The organism is Vibrio sp. IB15 (genome assembly GCF_016406055.1).
Taxonomy (GTDB): Bacteria; Pseudomonadota; Gammaproteobacteria; order Enterobacterales; family Vibrionaceae; genus Vibrio; species Vibrio chagasii.
On the sequence record NZ_JAEFCE010000058.1, the window covers coordinates 1 to 23,051 of the forward strand.

Annotated in this window: 25 protein-coding genes and 2 pseudogenes; 8 read left to right on the forward strand and 19 right to left on the reverse strand. The window is 43.8% G+C overall.

Annotated elements, in window-relative coordinates:
- Positions 1-12: 12 nt before the first annotated feature.
- On the forward strand, positions 13-663 hold the full coding sequence (locus JC606_RS18450) for a hypothetical protein (protein ID WP_198779151.1): 651 nt from the start codon (positions 13-15) through the stop codon (positions 661-663).
- A 116-nt stretch (positions 664-779) separates the two neighbouring features.
- On the opposite strand, the gene JC606_RS18455 is transcribed toward JC606_RS18450, so the two are convergent.
- From JC606_RS18455 to JC606_RS18470, 4 genes are all read right to left on the reverse strand, one after another.
- A complete protein-coding gene (locus JC606_RS18455) occupies positions 780-1,118 on the reverse strand; it encodes a hypothetical protein (protein ID WP_004739996.1) in 339 nt (112 codons plus the stop codon).
- Between the two features lie 209 nt (positions 1,119-1,327).
- A complete protein-coding gene (locus JC606_RS18460; protein WP_198779139.1) occupies positions 1,328-1,780 on the reverse strand; it encodes a septal ring lytic transglycosylase RlpA family protein in 453 nt (150 codons plus the stop codon).
- A 381-nt stretch (positions 1,781-2,161) separates the two neighbouring features.
- The gene (locus JC606_RS18465) at positions 2,162-3,367 is read right to left on the reverse strand and encodes a serine hydrolase domain-containing protein (RefSeq protein ID WP_198779140.1); all 1,206 of its coding nucleotides are present in this window, start codon (positions 3,365-3,367) and stop codon (positions 2,162-2,164) included.
- A 399-nt stretch (positions 3,368-3,766) separates the two neighbouring features.
- On the reverse strand, positions 3,767-4,258 hold the full coding sequence (locus tag JC606_RS18470; protein ID WP_198779141.1) for a VOC family protein: 492 nt from the start codon (positions 4,256-4,258) through the stop codon (positions 3,767-3,769).
- 439 nt (positions 4,259-4,697) lie between these two features.
- Here JC606_RS18470 and ahpC point away from each other — a divergent pair, with 439 nt between their 5' ends.
- Positions 4,698-5,255, forward strand: coding sequence for an alkyl hydroperoxide reductase subunit C (ahpC, locus tag JC606_RS18475; RefSeq protein WP_063522278.1), 558 nt, complete (start codon positions 4,698-4,700; stop codon positions 5,253-5,255).
- Between the two features lie 201 nt (positions 5,256-5,456).
- The gene (gene ahpF / locus JC606_RS18480) at positions 5,457-7,049 is read left to right on the forward strand and encodes an alkyl hydroperoxide reductase subunit F (RefSeq protein ID WP_198779142.1); all 1,593 of its coding nucleotides are present in this window, start codon (positions 5,457-5,459) and stop codon (positions 7,047-7,049) included.
- 157 nt (positions 7,050-7,206) lie between these two features.
- On the opposite strand, the gene JC606_RS18485 is transcribed toward ahpF, so the two are convergent.
- Positions 7,207-7,806, reverse strand: coding sequence for a LysE family translocator (locus tag JC606_RS18485; protein WP_004739990.1), 600 nt, complete (start codon positions 7,804-7,806; stop codon positions 7,207-7,209).
- Between the two features lie 120 nt (positions 7,807-7,926).
- Here JC606_RS18485 and JC606_RS18490 point away from each other — a divergent pair, with 120 nt between their 5' ends.
- Positions 7,927-8,412, forward strand: coding sequence for an Lrp/AsnC family transcriptional regulator (locus tag JC606_RS18490; protein ID WP_137406991.1), 486 nt, complete (start codon positions 7,927-7,929; stop codon positions 8,410-8,412).
- Between the two features lie 112 nt (positions 8,413-8,524).
- Here the strand turns inward: JC606_RS18490 and JC606_RS18495 are convergent.
- The 8 genes and pseudogenes from JC606_RS18495 to JC606_RS18530 form a co-directional block, all read right to left on the reverse strand.
- A pseudogene (locus JC606_RS18495) lies at positions 8,525-9,196 on the reverse strand (sulfatase-like hydrolase/transferase); the annotation flags it as partial.
- 43 nt (positions 9,197-9,239) lie between these two features.
- The gene (locus JC606_RS18500) at positions 9,240-9,659 is read right to left on the reverse strand and encodes a globin (RefSeq protein WP_198779143.1); all 420 of its coding nucleotides are present in this window, start codon (positions 9,657-9,659) and stop codon (positions 9,240-9,242) included.
- Positions 9,660-9,756: 97 nt separating this feature from the next.
- On the reverse strand, positions 9,757-10,137 hold the full coding sequence (locus tag JC606_RS18505) for a VOC family protein (RefSeq protein ID WP_137406992.1): 381 nt from the start codon (positions 10,135-10,137) through the stop codon (positions 9,757-9,759).
- Positions 10,138-10,279: 142 nt separating this feature from the next.
- Complete coding sequence (gene soxR, locus JC606_RS18510; protein WP_008220909.1) at positions 10,280-10,720, reverse strand: redox-sensitive transcriptional activator SoxR; 441 nt, start codon at positions 10,718-10,720, stop codon at positions 10,280-10,282.
- Between the two features lie 187 nt (positions 10,721-10,907).
- Complete coding sequence (locus JC606_RS18515) at positions 10,908-11,429, reverse strand: NADPH-dependent FMN reductase (protein WP_198779144.1); 522 nt, start codon at positions 11,427-11,429, stop codon at positions 10,908-10,910.
- A 19-nt stretch (positions 11,430-11,448) separates the two neighbouring features.
- Complete coding sequence (locus JC606_RS18520) at positions 11,449-12,240, reverse strand: arylamine N-acetyltransferase family protein (RefSeq protein ID WP_137406994.1); 792 nt, start codon at positions 12,238-12,240, stop codon at positions 11,449-11,451.
- A 278-nt stretch (positions 12,241-12,518) separates the two neighbouring features.
- Positions 12,519-14,081 (reverse strand): glutamate synthase-related protein, encoded by a 1,563-nt coding sequence (locus tag JC606_RS18525; protein ID WP_198779145.1) that lies wholly within the window; start codon positions 14,079-14,081, stop codon positions 12,519-12,521.
- 203 nt (positions 14,082-14,284) lie between these two features.
- Complete coding sequence (locus tag JC606_RS18530) at positions 14,285-14,842, reverse strand: DUF1439 domain-containing protein (RefSeq protein WP_137406996.1); 558 nt, start codon at positions 14,840-14,842, stop codon at positions 14,285-14,287.
- Between the two features lie 162 nt (positions 14,843-15,004).
- Between JC606_RS18530 and JC606_RS18535 the strand changes: the two genes are divergently transcribed.
- The 4 genes from JC606_RS18535 to JC606_RS18550 all read left to right on the forward strand — a co-directional run bounded on the left by JC606_RS18535 (position 15,005) and on the right by JC606_RS18550 (position 18,153).
- Positions 15,005-15,391, forward strand: coding sequence for a thiol-disulfide oxidoreductase DCC family protein (locus JC606_RS18535; RefSeq protein ID WP_198779146.1), 387 nt, complete (start codon positions 15,005-15,007; stop codon positions 15,389-15,391).
- A 324-nt stretch (positions 15,392-15,715) separates the two neighbouring features.
- Positions 15,716-17,059: an ABC1 kinase family protein gene (locus tag JC606_RS18540; RefSeq protein WP_137406998.1), complete on the forward strand. Its 1,344-nt coding sequence runs from the start codon at positions 15,716-15,718 to the stop codon at positions 17,057-17,059.
- 84 nt (positions 17,060-17,143) lie between these two features.
- Positions 17,144-17,689: a glutathione peroxidase gene (locus JC606_RS18545; protein ID WP_137406999.1), complete on the forward strand. Its 546-nt coding sequence runs from the start codon at positions 17,144-17,146 to the stop codon at positions 17,687-17,689.
- Entirely contained in the window at positions 17,686-18,153 is a 468-nt protein-coding gene (locus JC606_RS18550; protein ID WP_137407000.1) for a DUF3429 domain-containing protein, read from the forward strand. Before JC606_RS18545 ends, JC606_RS18550 begins: the two co-directional genes overlap by 4 nt.
- 56 nt (positions 18,154-18,209) lie before the next feature.
- On the opposite strand, the pseudogene JC606_RS18555 reads toward JC606_RS18550, so the two are convergent.
- The 6 genes and pseudogenes from JC606_RS18555 to JC606_RS18580 form a co-directional block, all read right to left on the reverse strand.
- A pseudogene (locus tag JC606_RS18555) lies at positions 18,210-18,644 on the reverse strand (GNAT family N-acetyltransferase).
- A 33-nt stretch (positions 18,645-18,677) separates the two neighbouring features.
- Complete coding sequence (locus tag JC606_RS18560) at positions 18,678-19,454, reverse strand: phosphotransferase family protein (RefSeq protein WP_137407001.1); 777 nt, start codon at positions 19,452-19,454, stop codon at positions 18,678-18,680.
- Positions 19,455-19,503: 49 nt separating this feature from the next.
- Positions 19,504-20,118: a LysE family translocator gene (locus tag JC606_RS18565; RefSeq protein ID WP_198779147.1), complete on the reverse strand. Its 615-nt coding sequence runs from the start codon at positions 20,116-20,118 to the stop codon at positions 19,504-19,506.
- Positions 20,119-20,245: 127 nt separating this feature from the next.
- Complete coding sequence (locus JC606_RS18570) at positions 20,246-20,563, reverse strand: hypothetical protein (RefSeq protein WP_128161475.1); 318 nt, start codon at positions 20,561-20,563, stop codon at positions 20,246-20,248.
- A 74-nt stretch (positions 20,564-20,637) separates the two neighbouring features.
- A complete protein-coding gene (locus tag JC606_RS18575; protein ID WP_137407003.1) occupies positions 20,638-22,074 on the reverse strand; it encodes a lipopolysaccharide biosynthesis protein in 1,437 nt (478 codons plus the stop codon).
- 16 nt (positions 22,075-22,090) lie between these two features.
- Positions 22,091-23,017, reverse strand: a complete 927-nt coding sequence (locus tag JC606_RS18580) for a glycosyltransferase family 2 protein (protein ID WP_137407004.1) — start codon at positions 23,015-23,017, stop codon at positions 22,091-22,093.
- Positions 23,018-23,051: the final 34 nt, after the last annotated feature.

Here is a 23,051-nt window from a genome sequence, read left to right on the forward strand (position 1 = left end):
AGAGTCAAGCACATGGGACAGGCATGTCTTCGCTCTGAATTAAGCAACAAAGCCTTGGCTGGCTGTGGCTCCCTAAACAACTCTTTGGTAGAGAAAACTAAAACCGTTGAGTATTATCGAATTTTTAATATTGAAACCAATAGTCACCGTTCCTCTGTAATAGCTGCTGCTAGCGACGGGCTAGGACAAAATATTAATAACGCAACAGAGAACACCCCAATCCCATCATTTTCTAAGCCACCTTCTGAACCAGGCCGATTCAAGCTAATTAATCCTTTTGAAGGGTCTTCAATGGCAGCTTTAGCTGCAGCAAGTGGTGCATCTATTAAAATGGCTTCTTGCGAGGGAGCAGTTTGGGTAGCTCAAGCCAATCGCGATGTTGAGGGCAGTGACAGTTTGAGGATTACAGCTTGTCTTTGGGAGTACGAAGGTGGGTATCATCTAGATACATATGCTACGTTCACAAAACAAACTGGTGGACTTATGCAAATTAGCCGCGAAATGGCACAAGCAATGGTTGGAACTCCTGAGGAATGGACAGAAAAGACATTTCTTGACATTGTTAGGAAAGTAAAAAGTGAAACCGGTGCTGAAATTACTTACCTAGAGGGTTACCCTAATCTCCAAGGCACACCTTGGTTAGATACAGGCGAAGAGATCTAACAAAATATTGGAAGCTCCTTGCTAAAGGAGCTTCTTTCAGCTCAAGCACAAGCGGTTTATCATGCTTTAAATTATTTTCAGTTCGCACATTCATTTTTCCAAAGCTAATTTTTAGTCTAATCCATTCGGGTAATGAAGGTTTGTTCATCATCCACAAAAGCAACAAAACCTCCGTGATAGATAAACACTCGACCACGCCCTTCAACTAAGCAGGCAAGTTGTGGATTCAAATCTTCTTCATTATCCGGGCTTTGAAAAGTGCCGGTATCGGTGATAACGCCGCGAAGTGGAGGTAAGTATCCATAAGCACGCTTGGCTTGATCAATCAGGCTCAATTCGCTAGCGACAGAGAAGCAGCGAGGGATCCTGCCTGCATCTTCAATAAACATAGTTTTCAGTTCTTCAAAAGCGGTAATAACCAGCCAGTCGATGTCATTAACTTGATGGATAAACATAGAGTTTCTCGGTAATTCTGATTCGGGGATTCTATCACTATCTGAGGCTGAGCGGAGTAGATATTGAGTTCCCACAGGAACACTCGGTGCCTTTCCATCGATCTATTAGAATACGTTCTTGTCACACCTAAGTTGGAGCCCTAAAACGAAGGGGGTGGTATCTCTACCAACCCTTGGAGTTTCACAAACCAACTCAAACTTAGAGGTGATTAATGTTTGTACCTAAAGGTATTACTGTCATCAACAATTTCGATTCTAACAGGAACTGTGCCTTGCTTAACGTTGCCGATTTTCGCAAATGCTTTGTGTGAAAGGTCGATCACTCGGCCTTTTACGTAAGGGCCTCGGTCGTTAATTTTCACTTCGACAGATTTATTATTGGTGGTGTTAGTCACTCTCACGATCGTGCCAAAGGCTAAGGTTTTATGCGCTGCCGTGTAAGCATTCATATGATACGTCTCACCACTTGCTGTGAGCTTGCCATGGAACTTATCACCATACCAAGAAGCTTTACCAGCAAGAGCATGTGACTTGGCATATTCCTTTGTTTTAGAACTGCCGACCGCCGACGTTGAGGTGCATCCAGTCAATATCATAAGAATAAGAGCGGTAAAAGTGATATGCAGTTTTTTCATGTAACTTGGGTGCGCTAATCTGTGCATTTTCTCTGTTTTCGTTGTGTTTTGGTTCGCCATACAGTGCTGAGTATAGTCGCGGTTCAGCAAAGGCTACCATCCGGTATGAATGCACCATGTTTTCATGAAGATCGCTTTCTCCAGTCATGTTCATGAAAGGTTTTATCGTCAAAACGTCAACTTTAACAAAACCTATCAAAGTACTGCGGCCTGTCCATCAGTACTTTGAAAACAACAGGATCAATAACCCACCAAGCACAAAAAACTATAAATAAGTTTTATAAGATTATCTTCAGAAACTAACGAACACAAAATACTTAAACCACGTACTTCCGAACAAAGAAATGCTTCTAAACTGCTTGTCCACATTGAATTATTAATAAAAATAAGTGATATAAAAGCCGAGGTCTATTTTATCATCCAAGCATCTTCAAGCTGACCAACGATCGGCCAGTGATAAGTTTCAGCAATCGAATAAATTAGAGCTTGAGCGAGGTCTCTTCCATTATCAGAATTTGTCATAATCACAGCGCCTTGACCTGTGTTCGGTAGTCCAACGAGCCAACCTTGGTAACCCGAGTTCTGGCCCAGCTTCATAAAATGAAGGTTATCACCTTGACCCTTCACTACAAAGCCTAATCCATAAGGTGTATTTTTCTGACGAGAAAGAGATTGCCTTGCAAGTAAAGGGCTAACGATTTGTTTATTAGACCCTTTATAAGCTTTATTAATTGATATGATAAACTTGCCAATATCAGTAGGTGTGCTCCAAAGGCCAGCAGCTGCATATTCAGGATAAACTCTCCACTGATATGGAAATGCCTTACCATCACTATCAGTTGCTTGAGCCGCGTTGGCTAAATTATCATATGTGGGTTGAGCATAACTTGAATTGAACATCGCAAGCGGCTCAAAAATAAACTTATTAGCAGCTCTCTGAGCAGTCATTTGACTGATATTCTCAGTAATTAACTGAACAACCTGATAGCCACCGCCCGAATACTCATACGCGGTGGTAGGCTTTTGTGTTAACACAACAGGCTTACTATTTGCAGGTTCTTTACCACCCAGAGTTTCGAGAAGACTCGGTATTGACTCTCCGGGAGAGTAGCCAAAATACCCACCAACACCCAAACCAGATGACATACTCAATATTGTCCGTAAGGTCACATCATCATTTTGATGATTTTTAGGGTTTGGTATACGCCAATTTCCAAGAAATGGCTCGACATTGTCATCTAAATCAATGAGTCCACTATCAACTAAGCTTAAAGCAAGAATTGCAAAAATAGATTTTGATATTGATCCTGCTTGAAATAATGTGTTTACATCGACTTCTTTCGATCCACTACTATTTATGTAGCCTATTGCATCAGCTCTAGCGATCTCGTTGTTCTCTATAACCGCAAAGCTCACAGCTGGCACTTTATAAGAGGCCATGGCTGAAATAATACTGCTAGTATCTAATACAAACTCTTCTCTACTTGTAACACTTGAACCCTTCTCTAATATTTTTATATCTTTTCCAGTTGTAAGAGTCTCAGCGGGAACTAGAAACGAAAAAGTTACGCTAAAAAAAAGAAATATTGATACAAAAAGTCGATTATTAATCATCGAAAAACCTCGTAATACCTAAAGTGAGTAACTAGGCGTTTAATAAACGCTACATTCTTGACTAAAAGGCTTATTCGTAATCAATTTGCGTACCAACGTATATCTTATATCTATCAACGATCTATAGTGATTTAAAAGTCAAATAAACAAAACGGATGGTAAAAAAAACCAAGTTATGGTGTAAAATACCTCATTAAATCACGAAGAAAGTAATTACTGCGCTCTCTGATTTCATTGGTAATTCTAAAATTAACAATATTTAATTATCTAACCAGCATAGGTAACTTAGTAACCGCTTGAATCGAATCTATGTGAGTTCAAGCTACAAAAAAGGATTGGTATCTCTACCAATCCTTTTTGGGGGTGTCTAGGTTTTCTACCTTAAAGGCAATAACGCGATTACTCGTAATCTGTCGCGTACGTATCTTCGTATGAGTGAGAGTAGAATTCGAATAGGTTGCCAAACGGGTCTTCTAGGTAAACCATTTGTGCTTGTTTTAGCTCGTCTTCTGGGTGATAACGGTGAATGTCCATGCGTACTTTACCGCCAAACTCTTCTACACGTTTGATAGCTGAATCAAATTGCTCTTTTGGAAGCTGCAGACAGAAGTGGAAGATACCTAAACGAGAGAAATCTACTTCGTGACGCTCTTGGCGGGCAACCATTTCGAATAGCTCAACACCGATACCGTCTGAAGTTACTAGGTGAGCAATGTTGAAGCCTTTGAAGCCTTCACCAAATACAGCGATACACATGCGGCCGATTGCAGATTCGCGTTCTTCCATCACTTTAGTGTTGTTCATTACAACTCTTAGACCTAGAGCCTTTGTGTAGAACTCTACTGCTTGGTCCATATCACCAACCATGATGCCTACGTGATTCATTTTCATAACTTTCTCCAATTCTTCTTAATTCTGTACTTTCGAAGCTCAGCTTCTGTATTTCGTTTCGATGGAGAGAGTATATGGAGACAAACCAATTATATGAAATTATCATAAATTATATTAATGATAATTTTATGTTATAAAGAACCCCAATAAGATCTTAACCCACTTCAAGAAACGCTACATAGATACTCACACTATACATAGGCGCTCACGCTAATAGAGATAAGCCTAATGTAGAGAACAATCTAACGAGCATAGTCACTCAAATTAGGTGTTGCCGACGTTTGATAGCTTTTGTCGATAACTTTCTCCTTTCAAAGATAGGAATCACCTATTGAATCTATAGAAATGTCCGATTTCACTAATTTTCGGTGCGGATGCAATATATCTCCATCGACGCGGGATAGCGTTAAACACTACAAATTAGAAAGAGAATCCAAACATGATCAATACAGAAATCAAACCATTCAACGCAACAGCATTCAAAAACGGCGAGTTCGTAGAAATCACTGAGCAAGACGTCAAAGGCAAGTGGGCAGTGTTCTTCTTCTACCCAGCAGACTTCACTTTCGTATGCCCAACTGAGCTAGTTGACCTACAAGAAAAATACGCAGAGCTTCAATCTCGCGGTGTAGAAGTTTACTCAGTATCAACTGACACTCATTTCTCTCACAAAGCATGGCACGATACTTCTGACAAAATCGGCACTATCGAATACTTCATGGTAGGCGACCAAACAGGCACTATCACAAACAACTTCAACGTAATGCGTGAAGGTCAAGGCCTAGCAGACCGTGCTACGTTCCTAATCGACCCAGAAGGCATTATCCAAGCAATGGAAATCACTGCTGAAGGTATCGGTCGTGACGCTGAAGACCTACTACGTAAGGTTAAAGCAGCACAATATGTAGCGGCTAACCCAGGTGAAGTTTGCCCAGCTAAATGGAAAGAAGGCGAAGAGACTCTAGCACCATCTCTAGACCTAGTAGGTAAGATTTAATCTAAGCCTATCTAAAAAGAACAAATAAAACGGTTCTACAGGCGCGCTTCGGCCTCCCTCCTAAAGGGCAGTTGCGCGCCACCCTTTCAAAGCAGCAACACCACATTCAATTTGCCGACTTGCGCCCCCTTTTTATTTTCCTTTTTCAGCAAGAAGGTATTGGTCAATACCAAGACACAGAATTTAAGAACAGGCACGATTATGTTAGATCAAGCAATGAAGCAGCAGCTAAAAGCATACCTAGAAAACTTAAAAACCAATGTTCAGTTAGTGCTGAGCCTAGATGACAGCGATACCGCACACAAACTCCAAGGCCTAGCAAATGACATTGCATCTTTAACCGATAAAATTGAAGTAACTCGCGATGATAGCGCAAGCACGCGTAGCCCTATCATGCAGGTTTTGAACCAAGAGAAAGGTACTGCGATCGGTTTCGCCGGTTTACCAATGGGGCACGAGTTCACGTCACTGGTACTGGCACTGCTTCATAATGGTGGTCACCCTATCAAGCTTGAAGCTGACGTAATCGAGCAAATAAAAGAATTCGATCAAGAGCTTAATGTAGAGATTTTCATCTCACTATCGTGCCAAAACTGTCCAGAAGTGGTTCAGGCATTCAACATGATGTCAGCAATTAACCCGATGATTAAGACCACTATGATTGATGGCGCAGCATTCCAAGAGGAAGTGAAGTCTCGCGATATCATGGCGGTACCAAGTGTATTCATTAATGGTGAACTATTCGGTCAAGGCCGCATGTCACTGGCTGAGATCCTAAATAAAGTAGACTCAGGCGCAGCGGAAAAGAAAGCGGCAAACCTAAACCAACAAGCACCATTTGACGTGTTAGTTGTGGGTGGTGGCCCAGCTGGTTCTTCAGCAGCTATCTACGCAGCACGTAAAGGCATTCGCACTGGTGTCGCTGCAGACCGCTTTGGTGGCCAAGTCATGGATACCATGGCGATTGAGAACTTTATCTCAGTAAAAGCGACGACGGGTCCTAAGTTAGTGGCTAGCCTAGAAGAGCACGTAAAAGAGTACGGCGTAGAAGTAATGACTGAGCAGCGTGCTGCCAACATCATTGCTGCAGAAGATACGAAAGACGGCTACATCCACGTTGAATTAGAGAGTGGCGCAACACTACGAGCTCGCTCTGTTATCACAAGTACAGGTGCACGCTGGCGTGAAATGAACGTTCCGGGTGAGCAAGAATATCGTAACAAAGGCGTGGCTTACTGCCCACACTGTGACGGTCCACTATTCAAAGGTAAGAAAACAGCGGTTATCGGTGGCGGTAACTCAGGCATTGAAGCGGCTATCGACCTAGCAGGTATTGTGGAACATGTAACCGTGCTTGAATTTGCTGACACACTACGTGCTGACCAAGTACTAATCGACAAAGCGAACGCAACGCCAAACATCGAAATCATCAAAATGGCTCAGACGACACAAGTGTTGGGTGATGGAAATCGCGTAACAGGTCTGGAATACAAAGACCGCAACACTGAAGAGCTTAAACAGATTGAGCTTTCGGGTATCTTCGTTCAAATCGGTCTAATGCCGAACAGCGAATGGTTGAAAGGTTCGAAGGTTGAGCTTTCACCACGCGGTGAGATTGAGATTAACGCTCATGGCGCAACATCGATGAAAGGTGTGTTTGCAGCAGGCGATGTAACAACAGTACCTTACAAGCAGATCATCATTGCGATGGGTGAAGGTGCGAAAGCAAGTCTAGGCGCATTTGACCACCTAATTCGTAACCCAGCGCCAGTAAAAGAGGTTGAAACCGCTTAATATTGTGAGCAAATTTCCTCAAGTGTCCTTGTTAACGTATCAGTTATTATTAACTTATTAGTGATGATTAACTGACTGTTTATCGTTAACGACTTTGTCGATATTTAGACACCACTCCTATGTATTTAGGAGTGGCTTTTTCTTTGGTAAAGACGCTCTACGCTGGCTGATAAAGCATAAAAGCAACCACTAAAGCTAGGCTTCCACCCAAACAGCGGTTAACCATCACCATTTGTTTTGGTGATTGTAATAGACGCTGCAACATAGTGCCGCAATACGCCCAAACCAACATACACAATACACCAGTTCCCACCATGATAGTGGTAATCGTCACCACTTGAATCAGGTAATCTGCCTGTGTGGTGATGAACTGAGAAAATACGGTCAGCGAAGCAATCCACCCTTTCGGGTTTAAAACTTGAATCAAAACACCAGACATAAATCCTGAGCGATTCACCGACTCTTCTTGCTCAATTTCCATGTTGGCAATCGACCACGCCATAAACAGTAAATAAGCCGCCCCAAGGTACTTCATTACCGTGTAGATCTCTGGGTAGAGGGTAAATAGGCTCACTAAGCCAGCACTTGAACCCGCCAGTATGATGATAATGCCAAAAGCGTTACCAGAGACAAAAGGCAATGTTGCCGCAAATCCATATCGGCTTGATATCCCAAGCAATGCAATGTTTCCTGCTCCCGGTGTAATTCCAATCGATATTGAAAACAACAAGAACGCTAGCATTAATTGAGCGCTCATTCTTTCTCTCCTAGTAAATAAAACGTTATTGGGAAAAGAGTTTACCGATTCGAGTAGGAATTAAATTGCTATATGCGCTAGTATAAAATCAAATTTGAGCAGAATTTTTCTAAAAATACCATGAAAGTGAAAGAATCCACCAATGAAGTGCTAGATGATACGGATATTGCCATTCTTGGACATATCCAAAAAGATGGGCGCATGAGTAACAGCAAGCTTGCCGAGAAGGTCAACCTGAGTGAAACACCTTGCTGGCGTCGTTGGAAGCGCATGGAAGAGACGGGCTATATTGATGGCTATACCGCGCAGCTTAATCGCAAAAAGCTAGGGCTTCATGTGGCAGGTTTTACCCTAGTGACACTCGGTAACCATGAGGTTGAAAACACCGAGCCTTTTGAAGAGTTTGTCGCAGTGACAGACTGGATCACCATGTGTCACTGCATTGCAGGCGGAGCCGATTACATGATTCAGGTTTTGGCGAGAGATTTGGAAGAGTATTTTGAGCGAATCAGCTCAATTCGACGAGTGAAAGGTGTAAGCGCAATCCAATCTAACATTTCAGTCAAAGAGCTTAAAAACAGCTATCAACTTCCTCTTGAGGACTAGTTCACTTCTTCTGATAGCCTTTTTCTTTTAGCAAAACAAAAGCCCAACACCCTAGGTTTCTAAAACTTAGGGGCTGAGCTTTGTTTATTTAGTTTCTGGAAGTGAGTGTACGCTAATTCCCCACACCACCGGTATTGTCTGGCTGAGTTTCTGGCGTCTTAGGTGGCCACTCTTTGAAGGTCGCTAGGTGTTGCTGTACCGCCGCTTGAGCCGGGCCAAATGCCCACATTTTTTGTCCCATTCACTTCAAGTACATACCTGACTCTTCTGCTGCTCGCTCATAAGGGTCACGTCGCAAGTTAAACAGTAGCGGTGCATTTAACTCTTCTTTCGGACCGCTCCAACCATGATTCTGTACTACGAAGTGAGCTTTCCAATCACCGACTCGAACCGCTTGTAGCTTGTCACGTTCGTAGTAGTAAATCTCTTTACGATTCGATTAGCCTTTCTCCGTTAACATATCGACTTGGTTGTACCCATCAAGGTGTGCTTTAAAGCCATCGTAACCTTTCAGCATTTTCTCTTTCAGATCCGCAGGACCACCAGCAGCAACAAGTGTTGGCAAGCAGTCCATACCATCGAAGATGCCGTTACCCACACTGCCCGCAGGAATTTTACCCGGCCAGCTTACGAGAGCCGGAGCACGAACACCACCTTCCCACGTGGTACCTTTCTCACCGTGGTATGGTGTCATACCAACATCAGGCCATGTCATTATTTCAGGGCCATTATCAGCCGTGAAGATAATAATGGTGTTATCTGCTATGCCGAGCTCTTGCCATTTTTAAATAGCGAATAAGCAAAACAGAGAAAAACTAATCAAGAATCTAGCTGTTTACAGAGCTTGGGACCACGCACTCTTGCTTCATGATTTTAAGGCCAACATCGAGGGTTTCTGTCCGTGCTTGTTCGACTTGCTCATTGTAATGAGGATCGTATTTCTTAACCGTATTGAGCAATGATTTAAACCACTCATTAAGCTCTTGCTCAGAGATATCCATTCCTAAATCTTTGTGCTGCTTTCCGAGTCGCTTTACGGAATTACGCACACTGGGTAATCCAGCAGAATTGTAGATGAGGATGATGGAAGCCTTGAGCATCTTAGTTTGTTGCTCCAATCCTACTTTCTCAAAGCGTTCTGAAAACCTAGGGTTATGTTGGCAAAAGTCGGCCAAGAATGACTCTAAAAACGCTTGATCAATCCGGCAACGCTCAAAGCTCTCATAAAATAGTTCGTTTGAAGTCATCTCGCCAATCCTTTGCAATAGCCTGTTTGGTTTGAACCACTAAGATGACTTAATTATACGCCACAGTGGCATAAAACGAACTGAGGCATATCATGAACTAAGGCATAAAGTGAGTTGCACAGATCTTGTTTCCATCAGGATCTCGCAAATACGCCATGTAAAGTCGGCGTTCATCCGACCCTCTCTCACCAGGCCCGTTTTCAATACTCGTACCGCCATTTTCTACACCAACACGATGCCACTCATCCACCGCTTCTGGTGAAGAGGCCAAAAAGCCAACCGTCATACCATTGCCGTGCGTTGCAGGCTGACCATCAATCGGTTTGGTTAAACCTAATACACCAGTTTGGCTAACGTAAACACAGCGCCCTTTAGGGTCAACGGAACCTTCACTGTAGCCAAGCACTTTCATGATTGGGTCATAAAAAGCCTTCGCGCGTTCAATATCTTCGGTACCGAGAAAAACATGGCTGAACATAACTAACCTCTTCTTTTATTGAAAGAACCACCTAAACTAGACCCTTAATTCCGCTTTGTCTAGACGAGATACCCCTACCACCACAGCTCTATCAAGTGATAACACATATAGAATTGAGTTCGATGTTCATACGAAATGGAGGCTAATCAACAATACGCTGAGCACCCTGCCCTTGGTCATGGAGAATATCTTCTGGGTTCAATAGATGGCACTTTTGCATGCTCAGGCAGCCGCAGCCAATACAGCCTGTGAGGTTTTCTTGTAATGAACGGATCTGTGCCATCTTACTGTCGAGTTGCCCTTGCCATTTCTTTGCCACTCGCTCCCAATCGCGCTTGGTTGCAGTGTGGTTCATCGGCAAGCTAGACAGCTCTTCGGTGATCTCTTCTAGCGTGAAACCTATTGACTGAGCAACTTGAATAAGGGCAATTCGCCTCAACATCGCTGATTGATAACGTCGTTGATTACCATTGGTGCGGATAGAGGCAATCAATCCTTTGGTTTCATAAAAACGCAGAGCCGAAGGGGCAACACCACTACGTTCCGAGAGTTGACCAATCGTTAAATACACGATGTTTTTCATGTTGTTACTTCCCTTTTCCATGTCATTTAGTCATTCAAGTCCATTTACCAGTATAACTAAAGTTAAGTTTAAGTTTAGCCCTTTCGAATTAGCTTTTAATTATCATGTAAAAGCTGCTTATTCAGATCGTAAAAACAGCCGTCAAATGATGGCTGTTTTTCTTAGATGCATTGGATAGCTTATTCCGCTAGATCTTTTTCATGATCATCTTAAGGTTGTCGATCATCTCTAAGTTAGTCATCTCGCCCGTTTCCATATCGAAGTTATCGTAGAAACTTGGCACTGACATCGAACCTTTCACGTCAGCGTCAAAGTAAGGCGCTGAGTTCACTGCAGAAGACAGCACAGAGGTCGCGCCACCTGGACCCGGAGAGGTAGCGAGCATCACCACTGGCTTGCCTTGGTACACTTTCATATCGATGCGTGATGCCCAATCGAACACATTTTTAAAGGCCGCTGTGTATGAACCGTTGTACTCGGCAAAAGAGATGATCACAGTATCTGCTTCACCAATCTTGCTAAAAAAGCGCTGCGCGTGTTGATGAACGCCAGACTCTTTTTCTCTGTCTTCACTGTAAATAGGCATCTCGAAATCATTAAGATCGAGCACCTCTACTTGCGCTCCCTCAACTAAGCTTGCGGTGTACGCTGCCAATTGTTGGTTAATCGATGCTTTACTGTTGGTTGCGCCAATTGCTAATACTTTCATTGTTGATCCTTAAATTTGGTTAGAAACATTTCTCTAAAGTTTGAAAAGGCACATTTGGCGCTAAACCAAAGTACGTTTGTAATGCAGTAAGGTACGTAGGCTCGTCTTCAAGTAGCCATTCCTCGGTTGAGCCATCTTTGCTAATTTTAATTTTCTGGTTAAGCAGCGTGACAATCCCACCTTCAATCGGCAGTGCCGCAATACAGTTTGATGTAAAAATGGATTTCGGACTGTTTGAAGTGAAGAAGTTGCTCGACTCTAGGTCGTTGGCACCCACATACGTCATGTCTAGGCTGTACACGTTCATCCACTCTTCACCCTGCTTTATCTGCAGTAAGAAGCCATATCGTTCATCTTCGATAAAACGAAAAGTTTGTAAGTCATTAGACTGCTCAATATTGGTTTCAATCAGCAATGGAGCGCGAGGGGTAAAAGTGCCAAAACCCGCATCCACTAGCCACTGCTTGTCATCAATCGTCACCAATGTCACTCGATGGCTACGCCCTGTCGGCTCTCCCGCTAGATGTACTCGCCCCAGTAAAGCTCTCGCTTCAAAGCCCATATGAGTTAACATATTCAACAACAACCCATTAAGTTCTTGGCAATAACCCCCTCGCTGATTAACCACCAGCTTTTCATGCAATGCCTCTTGAGACAGTTGAATAGGCAACCCCTGAACCACATCAAAATTCTCGAACGGAATGGTTCGGTGTTGATGTTGATGGATCGCCTTTAGGCTTTCGATTGTGGTATCGCTTGGTTGAGATAAACCAATTCTTGAAAAATATTCCGTGACTTGACGCTGTTCCATACCTAACCCCTGATTTGTTTGTCACCTCATGATTGCCCTCTACTGAACTTGCCCCCCTTAGAAAGTAACAAGGTAATGGTTTGTTTTTTAGATTGAGAAGGATGATAAAACCTCAAGTTAACTTGAGGTAAAGTAATATTTTCAAAAACAGGAAATAATTTAAAAGTGCTTACAAAGCAATGGATTGGAATGGGTAAATGAATTGGAGTGGTTAATAGTTGAATGGAGAAAACAAGCACACTCAAAAACCCAGTGAATGTGCTTTATCGACGTGCTGTTTACTTAAGTGGATTGAGAGGACTAACACCGGAATAGGCAACGCCCGATAGTTCTGCCATCTCACGATTCCATGTAGCCAAATCGTGAGGGTTGAATTGATTCAGATGATCATGTCCACACGCTCTCGCCATCACTTGCATTAATTCGGTCGACGCCTCGAAGAAGTTTTTAAGCTGATTCGAAGCTTTCTCGACATTTAAACGCTGGCGTAAGTCGGCCTTTTGAGTCGCGATACCCGCCGGGCAATTATTAGTATTACACATTCTCGCTGCCACACATCCTATCGACTGCATGGCACTGTTCGAGATAGCGACACCATCTGCGCCAAGCGCCATCGCTTTTACAAAGTCCATCGGCACACGTAAACCACCCGTGATGATCAATGTAACTCGGTCACTGACGCCTTGTTTATCGAGATAAGCTCTAGCGCGAGCTAAAGCTGGAATCGTTGGCACACTGATATGGTCTCGGAACATTTCTGGTGCAGCGCCAGTACCGCCGCCTCGACCGTCTAAAATGATGTAATCGGCACTTGCATCCAATGCGAACTGAATGTCTTCTTCGATATGATTGGCACTTAGCTTGAAGCCAATTGGGATACCGCCTGTCACTTCACGCACGCGATCAGCGAATTTTTTAAAGTCCGCTGCGGTTTTTAGATCTTTAAAAGTAGGGGGAGAAATAGCCGCAGTGCCCGCTTCAATACCACGTACTTCCGCGATCTTACCGATATTCTTCACACCAGGCAGATGCCCGCCCGTTCCCGTTTTTGCGCCTTGCCCACCTTTAAAATGGAAGGCTTGAACGTTTTTGAGCTTGGCTTCATCGTAACCAAACTGAGCACTGGCTAGCTCATAAAAGTAACGAGAATTGGCGGCCTGTTCCTCGGGTAACATGCCGCCTTCCCCGGAGCAGATCCCGGTTCCTGCAAGTTCAGCTCCTGTCGCCAAAGACACTTTCGCCTCCTCAGATAGCGACCCAAAACTCATGTCCGATACAAACAGAGGAATATTGAGCTTCAATGGTTTTCTGGCGTTAGGGCCAATAATCAGTTCCGTTCCTACTGGCACGTTTTCCAATAAAGGCTTGGTGGCCATTTGCGCGACCATGACTTGAATGTCATCCCAGTGAGGCAAGAGGTGCCTAGGCACACCCATAGAAGTCATTGGCCCATGGTGCCCCACCTTGGACAAACCATCACGCGCTAACTGATGAATAAACTCCACGGTAGGCTCTTCTTTGGTTGCGGTTGCCGCAGGAGATAAATCAGGGGCTGCCGCTTGAATGTGAACTTCTGGGCCTTCTTGCCCAACTTGCTCCGCAGTGAACTGTTTATGAGTGCCATCGCAAAAAGGAAGATTGTTAGAATACTTACAGCGACACAGGTAAGCATCACCGTCCTCTTCGGCAACAAAGCTTTTCGGTTTGAACCCCGTACCGGCATGAGAACCGTCACAAAACGGTTGGTTTTTCGATTTCCCACAGGTACAGAAGTAATACTCCTCTCCCTTCGTCAGCTCTACTTTGATGGGTTTGTTATCCGCAATTACTGGACTCTTCATAGTTCGTTCACCTTTTCTTTCTTATGATTTGATGACTGAAGCGATGACTTGCTCACAAGAGTAAAGTAAAGGTGAGATACGCGGCTAATTCAATAAATGGCCTAATAGATAGAGTTCGTGAACCAACTCAATAGAAAGAAAAATGGCCGCCCAGTAGGCAGCCATTATGTGTGATAGCTTAGTAGAAACTTATGTATGTGGGATTAATCAAACAACTCAATGACCAATTTGTTATCTCGGATCACTAGATTCGGTTCTGATGACTTGATCAGCGACTCTTGCACCTTGTTGCTATCCAGTTTGTAAACTGGAGATTGAGACAAAGCAAAACCGATCATCGATACCGCTGGCTTAAGCAGCTTTTCGATCTCAGGAGATAGCTGCTGCTCCTTCTCTTCAAATCGCTCTAGACGCAACGACTTTAGGTACACTTCACCACTTTCCTTGTCATATTCAGGAATCGCGCTGAATTCTAAATCTAGGTCCAACCCCATATTCGGCATATTGAACACTTGAACTTTTGCATTGGTATTCGCCAACACGGACACGCGTTGTTCATCGGCTCGGCCAATTTGTACTTCTAGATCATCCACTGCCACTTGTGCGTACATCACGCTTTGTACACCTACCTCTTGTTCAAGCATGACTGAATCAGCAAGATATTCTGTCATCTCTTGCTCGGTAATGCTGTAGCTGACACAACCACTCAAGATGAGCGCGATACAGGCGATGATAAAGCGGTTAATTAGCTTGGTTGTCATGTAAATTCGACTCTTAATTTCTAATTGCATGGAACAGATGTTACCTCTAGATGATATCGTAAAACAGTCGTCACACTGACAGTGTCGGATATGTGGGCAGAATGATCCACCTAATCGACATTTGCGTATAGTTTGAAAATGGCAAAAATAGTAAAGAAATCAATGACTGAATTAACAATATTTTATGACGGAACGTGTCCACTGTGCGCTAAAGAAATGGCTGCGCTCGCTAAGTACGATACCAAGAACAAGATTCATACCATCGACATCTATAGTGACGGGTTTGCCAACTATCCTCAAATTGATGCGGATGCCGCGAACACAGTGCTGCATGCTCTTGATGAAAACGGAAGGCTACTACTTGGGTTAGATGTGACCTACCAAGCATGGAACCTAGTAGGAAAAGGTTGGCTTTATGCGCCATTGCGTTGGGCCATATTTAAGCCGATTGCAGACTGGTGCTACCTAAGGTTTGCCAAGAATCGATATAAGATCTCATTCTGGTTAACCGGACAATCACGTTGCAACGGAAACAGCTGTACCAAATAGTATCGAGTTAATACATACCACTGGCGACTTTGTAGTAAACGATGCCAAACAGTGCAGCAAATACTAATACGGTAAGAGCGACTTTCAACCAAATAAACTTCATGCTTTGTCCTTTTCAATCGAGTTACTGATTCAGGCGACAAGTTATCACAACAATACATGAGGTTGTGTAATGATTGACAGAACTTTGCAGTCATACCAATCACAGTAAGTAGTTATTCTACAATCAAAAAATCTAACGATGTTATCGATATTTTTAACAAACTAGCGTGAACAGTAATTTACTAAGATTAGTATCAACCCTGATTCCCAGAGAGAACTTTTATGTCGGCAAAAGAGAGAAACCTTCCCACTCATCGACTTTCTAGATTTAGCAAGTTCGCCTCGCTGGCGACAAGAGTCGCAGGTAACGTGCTAACAGAAGGCACCAAGCAAATCGCACAGGGCAACAGGCCCAAGGCAAAAGACTTGTTGTTAACGCCACAGAACATTGCTCGCTTGACCGACCAACTTGCACACCTACGTGGCGCTGCAATGAAGCTGGGACAGATGCTTTCAATGGATGTGGGGGATGTCTTAGAACCGGAGTTAGCCGACATTCTTTCTCGCCTGCGCTCAGACGCTGACCCACTGCCAACAAAGCAGCTCAATCAAGTCTTAGATAGCTCACTTGGGAACGATTGGAAAACCGAGTTCCTTTCCTTCAACTTTAAACCGATTGCCAGTGCGTCCATCGGACAAGTTCATCAAGCCTACAGCGATGCCGGGGACAAACTCGCCGTCAAAGTCCAATACCCAGGGATTCGAAAAAGCATCGACAGTGATGTAGATAACGTGGGCACACTGCTCAACATTGTTGGTCTGATACCAAAATCGGTCGACTACAAAGGGTTGTTAGAGGAAGCAAAAAAGCAACTCCATGATGAAGCAGACTATGCTCGCGAGGCTGACTATGCGACCCGTTATTACAATGCATTAAAAGAACACTCACACTTCGTCGTGCCTCAGATCCATCCGCAAGTCTCTTCAGAATCCGTGCTCGCCATGGACTTCATTGAGGGCGTCTCAATAGAACAAATAGAAAGTTACGACCAAAGCACCCGTGACTTTGTAATGCACAGCTTGCTTGAGCTCCTATTCAGAGAGTTGTTCGACTTTAAGATGGTGCAAACCGACCCCAATTTCGCCAACTACCTATACGTTGAAAACACCCGACAAATTGGTTTGTTAGATTTCGGAGCAACCCGTGAGTACAGTGACCGCTTCAGCGAGGGTTATCGTTTGGCCTTTTCCTCTGTCATTAACAACGATGAGCAAGGCCTCAATCAAGCATTAGAGCAGATTGGATTCTTTAGCGAGACCATTCTTCCCGAACAACGCCAAGCGATTCTAAACCTAGTGAAGATGGCTTGTGAGCCGATGTTGGTAGACGAAGAGTACGACTTCAAAGCAAGTGGATTAGCACAAAGGCTTCGTGAAGCTGGAACCATTTTGAGCATGGAACAAGAGTATTGGCACACCCCTCCCGCCGATGCGCTGTTCTTACACCGGAAGATCGGAGGTATGTATTTACTCGCCGCTCGCCTCGGCGCGAAAGTGAATATCAGTCGCTTGGTCACTCCATATCTTATCTCAGAGAACAAATGTACAACTAAAAGCGCGAGTTAAAGAGACGGTAAATAATACGCAAAGTGATCATTTCATCGTGCTCAAGAGTAATAACCATTACGCCAACTAAAATGAGCCAACCCTATGAAATGTTCACTACTTTGCTCAACCATATTGATTACAAGCCTCACAAGCTCCATCGCGTTTGCAGCGAGCTGTCCCGAGATACTCAATGGTAAACAGAGGTTATTAAATTCGACCGAAGAAATTGCGCTGTGTGATGAGTTTCAAGGCAAAACTCTATTGGTGGTAAACACCGCTAGCCAATGTGGCTTCACTCCGCAGTTTGAGCAGCTCGAACAACTTCATCAAACCTACAAAGACCAAGACTTCACCGTGATCGGTTTCCCAAGTAATGATTTTCGCCAAGACAAGGGAAGCGAAGAGAAGACGGCAAAAGTCTGTTACCTCGACTACGGCGTGACCTTCCCTATGATGGCGCGAGCTTCACTGTCTGGTAGCAACGCCAACCCCGTGTTTACAGAGATACAACAGCAAGCGGGCGTAACGCCTAAGTGGAACTTTTACAAATTCTTGATCAGTAAAGAAGGTAAAGTCGTCGCCACCTTCCCTAGCTCCACATCACCAGTGAGCGCTACGCTCAAAAACGCGATCGAGCAGCAGCTATGAATACAGATTATATGGCAACAACTCAAACCCGTAACACCATGGCCAAACTGGGGTACATGGGATTAATTCCGTTTTTATTCGGTCTTCTCCTTTCGCTCACCGACAGCCAATTTATGGGGATAAGCGGTGAAACGCTCTTCATCACCTACAGCGTGGCAATTTTGAGCTTTCTTTCAGGGATTTTGTGGGCAAATGGAATAGAGAACTTTGAAAGCCAATCAAGCAACAAAGCGCTACTGCTAAGCAACGCGATTGTGCTCGTCGCTTGGCTGGCAGTATTACTTGGCGAACAAAAGGAACTGGTGACAACTCTGATTCTTATCCTTGGTTATATGGCGGTTTGGCGAGCTGAAAGGACGATGAGAGAAGAGAACCAGAGCCAAGGTCCCGACGGATACTTTGATATGAGAACTCAGCTCACCTCTAGTGTCGTGTTGATGCACGGTATCGTGATGCTGACCTAGAGCTACGAGACTGCCTTCGAAGTATGAGCCTTTGATTGACAACCGTTAACAACAATCTAGATGATGAGCTGCATCACTAACCTCGGCTCATCATCACCGAAATAGTTTTCTTCTTGTTTGATCGTAGAAAATCCCATTGATGCGTAGAGCGCGCAAGCGGATGTGTTATTTGGATCTACAGTGAGCAAAAGCTTAGCGTCTCGCGGCAACTACTCAACCGCCTGTTGCATCAGTTTCCGGCCAATTCCCATACCGCGATAATTCGGGTCTACCGCTAATGATAGGACCCAAAACTCATTCTGCATGTCCGTGGTTGTCGTTAAGACATAGCCCGCAATCTTTGAGTCTTGCTTAGCGACTAATAAGCCTTTTCCCCAGCAATCAAATGCCTGACGAATGAAAAATTGCGGATAGGCATGGTCACCAAACAAAGCATGTTCAAGCTGGTAAATTTCAGCCAGTTCCTGTTTTTCCGCACAGACAATATTCATAGATAGACCTTTATAGATTTGACTCCAACCTTGTTACAGCTGACCTTCCACGCTAGCTAACCAAGTTGGTAATTGATCTCTAAACCAGTGGATGTATTTCGAAGCTTCAGGGTTGTTACGCGAGACTAAAATATTCGTGACTTCGACAACGATCCAGCTTTTCGCGATGATCAATTGTTTTATTAAATCTTCTCGGGAAATCAGATTGTTATGAAGTAGATACTGGTCAACAATAAACTCATAGTCAGACAAAGTGCCCATCCGAGAAACGAGCGGTGCCAAATCGATAGCTGGGCTGCCATAACCAAAACGCTCCCAATCAAATAATACGAGCTCACCATTGTATCTTCTGCCCCAATTACCTTCGTTCGAATCACCCGAAAGCAAGGTGTTATGGTGAAACAAAACATCACTATGCTGCTGGATACGCAATAAGCTGTCTTGAGTCACTTGAGGTAAATTCAGAGACGTGAATGCAGCTTCAGTGTCACAGGTACTCCATCTATGCTCTTTCACTGCAAAACTCGGCGAGTATTGAGACTGATGAATACGAGATAGTTGCTGATACACCTCTGAAGTTGTTTGAAGCTCATTTAGTGTTAAAGAGTGAGGAATGTGCTCGATGAACAGAGTATCTCCTTCCACAGCCAACAATTTAGGACTGTGCACACCAGACAAATGCTGCGCAGCATGTTGGTAAAAAGAAATCTCAACTTCACCCGCCCCTTGCTTTCGAATACAAGGTACGCCGTTTCGATGTACAAGAGTGACCTTAGCCGAACCCATTTTAGATAGGTCTTTGTTGCTCATTGAATACCGTCCTCACACTGTCTATTACTAACTGTTCTAATTCCGAGAGTTACTGTCGACTAACCAGCAGATTAGCACCGGATAGAGCAAGAAAAACCGAGCACGCTTTGTTGAAACGCTTCGCCATTTGCGGCTTGGAGAACCAATTTCTGAGATATAAACCAAAGGCAGCGTAGATAGATATCGCGAGCAGCTCTAACACTAGGAATGTGCTACCTAGAATGAAGAACTGTGTGTTTACATTGACTGAAACATCAACAAGTTGAGGCAGGAATGCGGTAAAGATGAGTATCGCTTTAGGGTTACCAGCTGCCAGTGCGAACTCTTGTTTAACTAGACCAAACCAGTTTTTATTGCGTTCGATGCCTACGATAGGGCTAACTTGAGAACGCCATAAATTAAACGCGATCCACAATAGATACATTGCGCCAAACAGCTTGATAAAAAAGAACAAGGTCTCAGAAGTATAAAGAACGACGGCCAAGCCAGACGCCGCCAACGCAATCATGCCAGAGAAAGCAACGATTCTGCCTAACCCTGCGATAAATGCAGCTTTAAAGCCATAGCAACGGGCATTATTCATAGACAAAAGATTATTTGGGCCAGGCGTCATGTTCAGCGCAAAGCACGCTGGAATAAACAGCAGCAACTTCCATATTTCCATTGGTATGTCCTAGTTTCAATATGCCAAGGCAATTGAATCATTAAAGTTAAAATGTCCCTTCATAATTAAAGTTTATCTTTTTAGCAAGCCATAAAAAGAGATACTGGTCGGCCATCCTCACTTTCAACTAATTCTCAAAGAATTTTTCATATTCTGGAGTTGATAGGTTTTCAGCAACGCCCATTTCACCCACAAAGTAGATTGCGCTGGTTATCGTATCTATTGTTGGGTTCGATTCGCGTTCAGGAAAATCCCCCGCAGAAGAAACTAATTGTGGTTCTGATATTGAATTACAGACAAGGCTGTTACAAACGCTGTGTTGCTTTTTCAAAGATGGGGGCTCTGGGGCATTAAAATGGTGAGACAATAAATCTTGGTTAACAAGCTCAGTAGAAGCATAAGACAGAGTTGAGCAAAACGCTGAAAGTACAATCCACTTATTCATATATCTTTCCATAGTAAGCATTCATTTAATTTATAAATACTATCTAATTTAGTCAATAATGAACAGTGTTTTATTTAGTTGGCGTGTGACTGTTTTTTCGGTATGAGCTTATCAAGTAGAGCCTGTGGAATAACGATCACCGAATATTTCACAAAGGCCACCAGCGTAATCAATGCAACAACGGTTCCTAAAACAAACTCATGGACATCGACCAGGAAAAGTCCTAGAACACGGTCACCAGCAATAGCGACAATGGCAATGCTGAGTGCAGTTATCCATCTACGATGATCATAAGGCAAACGCTCCATCGATTGGCTAACAAAATACAGAACCAGTAGCCTCAAAGTATAAATAGCACACAGAACCGCTATCACGCCCCACACTCCGTATATTGGGGTAATGGTAAAATAACCAATTGCTGCCAATACCGCACAGCCGCCTTGTATCCACATCTGAGATTGACTTGAGTTACCGCTGAAACAGCCTAAATTGAGGTAGTCGCCTGCACTTTTAATAACAGCGATAGCCAGCAATGCGACAACTATAACCCCAGCCTGATGATAACTGCTTGGTAAGATAAGAGAAATGAAGCCAGGGACAGTTAAGATCATCAAGCCCCCTAACACTATGGCTAGGTTAACTCCGATTAAGGCTCTGTCTGCACACATCTTGCTACCGCCAGGTTGCTGAAGCATGGCGACTCGGTTTGGAAACCACCAAAGCGCGTAAGGTTGCAGTAGCAATCCTAGAATTAACGCAAACTTACCACTAACCGCATAAATGGCTAGCTCCTCTACTCCAACAAAACTTGCCATCACCCAGCGATCTAGCCCGGTGATCATGTAAATGGATGCCCCGCCAACCAAGGTTGGTAACCCAAATTTCAAGATCTTTGCTGAATATTGAAAACAACCTAAACTGCCCATCTGCTGCCATTGATAACTCACCAGACAAAGCATCAATAGCAGACTAGAAGCAGCGGCAGAAATCAGCACGCCATCAATGCCATAACCCGCTTCGAGCAGGACAAACGTCATAATAGCCTGAACACCGGCTTTCAATACGTTGAGTTGGCAAAAACGTTTCGCCATGGCGTTCATTCGCATCAAAGTAAGAGGGATGGATATTGCCCCATCGAGCATCGTTGGAATGAGTAGAAGAACGATCTGATAAGGCTTGAATTCAACAGGCAACGTCAGCAGCAACAGAGGCATGCTGAGCGCAATAAGCACGCCACCAAGTAAACACACCACTAGGCTAAGCGTGAAGCAGTTAGATATCAGCTTTCGCTTTTCATCGCCTTGGGCGACGCCAACGTAACGATACATCGATTCAACAATACCGAAACTAAACAGGATCGTACCGATGTCCGCCAGTAAGACGATCGCTTCTAATGATCCATATTCTGCCAACGTCATTTTGTGAGTAATGTAAGGGATCATCACCAAAGAAATCCCTTTCATCATCAATATGCCAATAGCGTAATAGGCTGACTGTTTTAACGAACCCATACGAGTCACCGATCCCTTACCAAACAGGCTTTAGGAAACTCTTACAGTCACCTATCAAATGTCGCAATGTACGTTTTTGAGGAGCCATCACCAAAGAGCGGAAACTGTAGACAATAGCCTGTCTATTCTGTTGTAAGCCTCGATAATAGTCTGCATAGCCCTCTAATATTCTGGCCTTTGCAACTTTAAAACTAGACTGAGATAAATTCCATCGCTGGCTGTTATTTTGATAACGCTGAAGAATGGTCTCTATAGAAGCTAGGTTTCTGAGCTTGAGGTCTTCAGTTTGAGTCACAGATGTTGTTCTCATTAAGTAACCCACCTCAACAGAGTTCAACACACCAATCTGATGGTTTTCGCTCATTCGAAGCCACAACTCCCAATCTTCACCATACTTGATGTCTGCATTAAAGCTATCGGTTTGCGAAAACACATCGGCTTTCACCATGACGGTTGACGTACCAATCACATTGTTTTCAATGATGAACTCTAGTGGGTTATCGATGTTGATGAACTGCTCTTCTCGATTTTGAAATTGCGACCAATAGCTAAAGCAATCAACGATGACTTCATAGTCTTCTGTTAGGTGCTCGTAGTTAGTGAAACTCATTGCCATTTCAGGGTATCGTTGGTGGAACTCGAGTTGGCGCTCAATTTTTTCAGGGAACCAAAAATCATCTGCGTCTAAAAAGGCGATAAACTCCCCTGTTGCTTTCTCTATACCCAGGTTTCTTGCTTGTGGTGCCCCGACTCCCAAGGTTGATAACTTAACGATCCGGTGATCTTGAATCGACGCGAGATAAGTCGAGGTTCCATCATTGCTATTATCATCGATAATGATCAATTCGATATCTTGGTGGGTCTGCTTAAGCACGCTACCAATGGCCTTTGGTAGATAGCCCAAACAGTTGTAGGTAGGGATAACAACACTTACTTTAGCCATAAAGACGCTCTCACATTTGTACGTTGTACAGCTT